Below are 6,235 nucleotides of genomic sequence, written 5' to 3' on the forward strand. Positions count from 1 at the left end.
TTTAATTGAAAGGAAGTATTATTAAGCGAAATAATTCTTATTCCATAGTTATTGACGTAGGTAGGGACGCCTTTGGCAGACGTAAGCAACGATGGTTTAGTGGATTTAAGAATAAAGATGAAGCTGAAAAACAATTACCAAGAATACTTGTCAAACTTGAAGATGGGGAATTAATTGACAACAACAATATTACCCTTGGTAATTTTTTAGATGACTGGTTAAAAGGTAAAATCAAAAAAGATAACTTGTCGCCTACTACAATAGACGGATATAACAATATTATATACAATCATGTAATACCTGTCATCGGTAAATTAAAATTACAAAACATTAAGCCTTATAATCTGCAAAAATATTTTGATTTAAAAAGTGAATCTTTATCACCTAGGACATTGTCAAATCATAAAAGAGTCTTGAGTTCTGCTCTTTTATATGCATTAGACATGGATCTCATAGGAAAAAATCCATTGGCTAAAGTAAAATTACCACGACAGAAAAAAGAAGAAACCAAAATTTTAAGTGCGGATCAATGTAACCTGCTTTTAGAAGAAGTCCAAGGCAATCTAACATTAAAAATGCCTGTTACATTAGCATTGCTTTTAGGTATGCGTCGTGGTGAAGTTTTGGGACTCAGCTGGGATGCCGTAAACTTAGATAATAAAACAATAAGTGTAATACAAAATTTAGAGTATATAAGTGGCAAATATTATTTTAAGGAACCAAAAACTTTAAAAAGCAAAAGAACTATAGCTATTCCAAAATCACTAGTTCCTATATTAAGAGAACACTACAGATGGCAATGTGAGATGAAAGTAAGAAGCAGAAATACCTGGGGTACAGATAAAAATTTAGTATGTACCAGAAAAGTAAATGGTCTTCCTATAACCCCACATGTGCTATCTTTCATGTTCAGTAATTTTTTAAAGACTCATAACTTCCCTCATATAAGATTTCACGATTTAAGGCATACAAATGCAAGTTTAATGCTAACAGCTGGAGTTAGTACTAAAGTTGCCAGTAGTAGGTTGGGACATAGTAAAGCATCTATAACTTTAGATTTGTATTCACATGTAATGGAATCTATCGACCGTGAAGCTGCTGAAAAAATAGCTATGTTAATTAAAAGCAGTAAAAATACACATAAAAAAACACAGGCTTAAATGTATAATAATACATAGCTCATAGATTGTCTGTTTAAATTCCATGTTTGCAAATATGTTTGCAAATGGATTTTCTATTTCTGTAACTATTGATATAACTGGCCTTACGCCACTTATAGACAGGATGGTTTCGAACTGTCTTATACAGTTTTTACTCTATCATTATATGCCATAAAGTTAGGAAAATCAAGGTTTTTGATAAATATCATTATAACAATCAATTGTAATCATTGACACTACAAACAGCTCATGTTATCGTTGTAGTGCAAGTTGCTATAAACAAAATTTGGTGGCATGAAAGGATGGTATTTATGGATTACTTTGAATTACTGCGCTATAGAAAATCTACCAGAAAGTTTACGCAGGAACAAATATCTCAGGACAATTTAGCCGACATACTAGCCGCTGCAAGTAGCGCCCCAGTAGGTAGTAATCAGTATAAGGACATACATTTGACCGTCGTACAGAGCAGATATATACTTGATAAGCTATCAGAAGCTTCCGCTAAACGCTGGGAGGATAAAGCTAAGATGAAAAAGATCATAGGCGATACCTCTAATGTTGAACTAAACCAGAAAGCTTTCGATCCATTTTACGGCGCTCCGACAGTAATTTTTGTATCTCACAGGAAACAGGATTTACAACCAGGCATTGAGTTTTCAAATGTCGCATGCATTACCTACTCTATGCACTTGGCTGCCACAAATCTTGGCTTGGGCAGCGTATTTATGTGGGGTTCCCTTGAAGCAATGCGCGAAATTCCTGAACTTGACAATACAGCGATATTGAACCTCCCCGATGACTTTGAACCACTGTTAGGCATTGCCATCGGCCATCCGGAACAGAAACTTAGCGCACGGGATATAAAAACAGATAAAATAACAATTAATTACCTATGACAATATAAATAAAAAACATTAAAAAGTTTCCTCATTTAAACATTATATGTGTATCATCTTCTATACTACTTTTACCTTTACAGAACAATGCAATGAACTCTGTATTAGTTATTCTATTTTCATGCATAACTACATCAATTGCACTCGAGATGCTACAATTTTCCATTAAACAAATTTCTTCCACCTTTTTTATGAACTCTAACTTTGTCATTATACTTACCCCCTTAAGATTTATTAATTATTTATAACAATCTCTACATTCATATTCAATTTTAGTTTTATTTGAATATTTAAATATGTAAAATAATAATAGGTAAGATATAAATAAACATGCAATTATTTTTTAATAAGTCTAATTTTAATTTTACGCCTTTAATTCTTTCATCCATGATTTTATTAAAATAAACAGATTAAATTTTGAATAACTTATGTCTTTTAAATAAATCATGATTAAATTTTCTAAATATATGATCACGATCTATTTAATATTATAATATCTCATTTTAGTGTTTATTTCAATAATTTTTTATTGGCATATCATTTGTATTAGATATCGATCAAATATGCATCTTTTAAATCTGATCTATGAACAGTAAAAAAGTAACTTAACTAAAATAATCATTAAAATTCATGCCTTATAGCTAATTGTTAGGTAATTGATAAGCCTTAACAACTCTTCTAATATATTTCATTACTTTTTTCAAAGCTTCTTCTGAACTATATGGTGGATTCTTCTTTAGTAGATTTGACAATACGCTTTGATATATTAAAATAGTGATTTCATTTAATTCTACTATATCCTCTTCATTGAAATACCCTTCCTCAACACAACCTTCAAATGAATATAATGTTCTTGAATAAATATCATTCCCTATTAACATAGAATTAAGACGAAGTGACGAATCAGCCAATTCTTCGGGAAATATTCTATAATACTCACTAATAGTGTTATTCAATGAATTACTATGGCCTGAAAAAAAAATAAGATTGTAAATTTCAGGTCTTTCAAATGAATAAGCACAAAAGCACTTCCATATTAAAATATATCTTTCAAAACTATTCTTAGCATTTTTTATATAATTCTTTAAGCCCTGAGTATAATCTCTTAAATATCTTATACATGCAAATAAAACAAGATGATCTAAATCCTCAAAATAATTATACAAGGTAGAGCTGCTATATCCTGCAATACTTGATACCTTTCTTATCGTAACGTTCCCCACACCTTCAGTATCAATTATCATAAATGTAGCATCTATAAATTTATTCATTATCTTTCTTTTAATTAAAGTTTTTCTATCCATTTTATCACCCATTCTCAAATAATTTCTTTAAAATAAATTATTCAAACCTTAATTTACTCAGTACCATTTTATAGAAAACCAATTGTCAACATTATTAATTATACCATCAAAAAATCAGATTGACCTTTATAAATTGTAAACGGTTGAGAAAATAGCATATTTTAAAACAAGGGTTATTGTTGTAAAGATGAAAAATAAATACATGAAATTGATATTAACATTTGTACTGATAAGCTAATGTATCAAAATTAAAAAGAAAACCTAAAGATATGAATGTAAAGAAAGCAGATCGTGAATTTAGTGATTATGTTATTTTTAATGATAATGGGATACCATCGTAAGTTCATTACCTAATTAGACTTTAAAATAATTAATACTGTGAAAAAATATAAAATATATTTTTTCAGAGCGCCAACAAAGTCGACACTCTGAAACTAGAGAAATTCTAATCTTTTTTTATCCGACCGCTACCATTACCCCAATATACTGAGGTATCACCCATTATCCCATAAGAAAATATTTTTCTTAAACATTCTTTAATTACATCACTACTCTAATAACACCGCAAGCTAACCTTCTACCAGACGCTCCAGAAGGCTGAGTTCTATAATCATCTGGGCTCTCATGTATGATCACTGATTTTCCAATAATCTGAGCAACATTAAATTTATTTGTAAAAAAAGTCATTCTAGAGTAACCATTATTAGAAAAGAGAACAGGAAAATCTCCTGCATGATTGCCATGGGGCTGGTTAGTTGGATTCCAATGTTCTCCGGCAGAACTGAATGGTTCAGCAGAATCACCTACAGCACATGTACCATTTTGGTGTATATGAAATCCATGAGGCCCAATTTGAGGATTTCCATCCATGGCAGGTCTATAAGTAGGTAATCCATTAACTTCTACAGAAACCTCAGTCCCCCCAGGTACTTGAGTAAAGACAGCAGTACCTCTTATGTTAGGATCCAAAGGGCCTCCCGCTATATGGGCCACAGCTTTTCTGGCAGGTACATTCATATTATCATTTCTATACCCATAGTCATTATGACTTAAAAAAGGGCATTCATATTTGTCAAAATACATAACATCCTCCAAATTAAACACTTCAATTTATGCTATGTAAAACTTTTAAAATAGTTACAATTGTTTCGCTTGTTACATACATTTTATACGTCTCCTGAATATTCATAATTTTTCTCTTAAATCTTTAACTATTTTAACGAATTGCCTGTACCTGTAAAACAACTCTTTTATCATATACTCAGTTCATTTGATCACGATCATTTCATAGTCTCGAGTACCTAAACCAATTTTCTCTGCATGTTCCAAGCAGCTACGCCATTCGGATCCAGGTGTAGAATTGGTAAAATGGTCATGATGGTCAATGAAACTCGGCTTTGACATATTATCAAATAGTTGGCTTCCTGGAAGTGGTGTGGCTTTTAAACAGGCGTCTGCACAGGCTTGATCTAATGCCAGCGGGTCAAAGGATGCAAACATACCCAAATTAGGCAGAATAGGCACGTCGTTTTCTCCGTGGCAGTCACAATTTGGAGACACATCCACCACAAGTGAAATATGGAAACTAGGGCGGCCATCTACTACAGCCTTAGCATACTCCGCCATACGGCAGTTTAGCAGCTCGTTGGCAGCATTGTTGTCGAATACAATAGCATCAAAATTGCACGCACCCAGACATCTGCCGCAGCCAACACAATTTTCGTGATTAACCATCATCTTCTTGCTGACTGCATCAAACTCCAGTCCATCGTTGGCACATTCCCGCTGACATCTCCTACAGCCCCGGCACAGTGCTTGGTCGATGTGTGGCTTGCCACTGCTGTGCTGATCTGTTTTTCCAGCACGAGAACCGCAGCCCATACCGATATTTTTGATGGTGCCGCCAAAACCAGTCATCTCGTGCCCCTTGAAATGTGTCAGACTGATGAACACATCCGCGTCCATAATGGCACGTCCAATTCTGGCTTCTTTTACATATTCACCTCCTGATACAGGTACTGCAATATCGTCTGTACCCTTCAATCCATCCCCGATCAGAACAGGACATCCCACAGTCATTGGTGTAAAGCCATTCTCCCATGCACATTCTAAATGTTCAAGAGCATTTTTTCTGCTGCCAGGGTACATAGTATTACAATCAGTTAAAAAAGGCCTTCCACCTAGCTCCTTTACTACGTCAGCCACAGCCTTGGCATAATTGGGGCGAAGGTAGCTTATGTTCCCCAATTCACCAAAATGCATCTTAATAGCAACAAACTTGCCATCCATATCGATCTGTCCAATACCAGCCCTTTTGATTAATTTTTTAAGTTTAGTTGGCAGTCCATCTCCAAAAGCCACCGTGTGAAAATCCGTAAAATAAACTTTTGCTTTTTCCATTTTTCATTCACTCCCATTTCGAAATTGTTATATGCATAAAAGGAGCGTTGTAATCATCGTTCCTTAAATAACATTATACTCGCTAGAGTTAACTCTAGGTCAATAGTTTAATAAATTTAATTTCGTAATAGGAAATGAAAACCTTTATAAAGGTTTTCAAAACTATATCGCTGAATATTCTGATATGAACGTGGTTGAATTGTACACGGTTCATGGCTTCAACCACAAAAGAAAGCAATTAATCTATAGATATACTTTAATCGTATACAATATTCATAACTCTCTCAAATAAAATTATAGGATTCTGGATATACTACTAATATATTTTTTAACATTTTAATTATAAAAAATTAAAAATAACATTATAATATACATACAGCTACATACACTTATTTAGCTTATAGATTTAAATTTTTCCATTTAATTATTGAATTCTATATACTAATGAAACAATTTGTTAATTTTGTTTCAT

General features: G+C 32.9%; 6 protein-coding genes. 2 read left to right on the forward strand and 4 right to left on the reverse strand.

Annotation, left to right across the window (positions count from 1 at the left end; all coding sequences use genetic code 11):
• The first annotated feature begins 5 nt into the window (after positions 1-5).
• Both ACFHWD_RS18740 and ACFHWD_RS18745 read left to right on the forward strand, forming a co-directional pair.
• Entirely contained in the window at positions 6-1,160 is a 1,155-nt protein-coding gene (locus ACFHWD_RS18740) for a tyrosine-type recombinase/integrase (protein WP_150358214.1), read from the forward strand.
• A gap of 311 nt (positions 1,161-1,471) precedes the next feature.
• On the forward strand, positions 1,472-2,059 hold the full coding sequence (locus tag ACFHWD_RS18745) for a nitroreductase family protein (RefSeq protein ID WP_179977741.1): 588 nt from the start codon (positions 1,472-1,474) through the stop codon (positions 2,057-2,059).
• 31 nt (positions 2,060-2,090) lie between these two features.
• Here the strand turns inward: ACFHWD_RS18745 and ACFHWD_RS18750 are convergent, their stop codons facing one another.
• The 4 genes from ACFHWD_RS18750 to ACFHWD_RS18765 form a co-directional block, all read right to left on the reverse strand.
• Positions 2,091-2,270 (reverse strand): hypothetical protein, encoded by a 180-nt coding sequence (locus ACFHWD_RS18750; protein WP_179977742.1) that lies wholly within the window; start codon positions 2,268-2,270, stop codon positions 2,091-2,093.
• 430 nt (positions 2,271-2,700) lie between these two features.
• Positions 2,701-3,363, reverse strand: a complete 663-nt coding sequence (locus ACFHWD_RS18755) for a TetR/AcrR family transcriptional regulator (RefSeq protein ID WP_179977743.1) — start codon at positions 3,361-3,363, stop codon at positions 2,701-2,703.
• Positions 3,364-3,903: 540 nt separating this feature from the next.
• A complete protein-coding gene (locus ACFHWD_RS18760) occupies positions 3,904-4,446 on the reverse strand; it encodes a superoxide dismutase family protein (protein WP_150358988.1) in 543 nt (180 codons plus the stop codon).
• A gap of 183 nt (positions 4,447-4,629) precedes the next feature.
• The gene (locus ACFHWD_RS18765) at positions 4,630-5,763 is read right to left on the reverse strand and encodes a DUF362 domain-containing protein (protein ID WP_150358987.1); all 1,134 of its coding nucleotides are present in this window, start codon (positions 5,761-5,763) and stop codon (positions 4,630-4,632) included.
• Positions 5,764-6,235 lie beyond the last annotated feature (472 nt).

The organism is Clostridium sp. MT-14 (assembly GCF_042436595.1).
Classification (GTDB): Bacteria; Bacillota; Clostridia; order Clostridiales; family Clostridiaceae; genus Clostridium_B; species Clostridium_B aromativorans.

Bases quoted from the DNA above. Each gene is read 5' to 3' on its own strand.
- ACFHWD_RS18745 (WP_179977741.1), top strand. From the start codon at position 1,472: ATGGATTACTTTGAATTACTGCGCTATAGAAAATCTACCAGAAAGTTT.
- ACFHWD_RS18750 (WP_179977742.1), bottom strand. From the start codon at position 2,270: ATGACAAAGTTAGAGTTCATAAAAAAGGTGGAAGAAATTTGTTTAATG.
- ACFHWD_RS18755 (WP_179977743.1), bottom strand. From the start codon at position 3,363: ATGGATAGAAAAACTTTAATTAAAAGAAAGATAATGAATAAATTTATA.
- ACFHWD_RS18760 (WP_150358988.1), bottom strand. From the start codon at position 4,446: ATGTATTTTGACAAATATGAATGCCCTTTTTTAAGTCATAATGACTAT.
- ACFHWD_RS18765 (WP_150358987.1), bottom strand. From the start codon at position 5,763: ATGGAAAAAGCAAAAGTTTATTTTACGGATTTTCACACGGTGGCTTTT.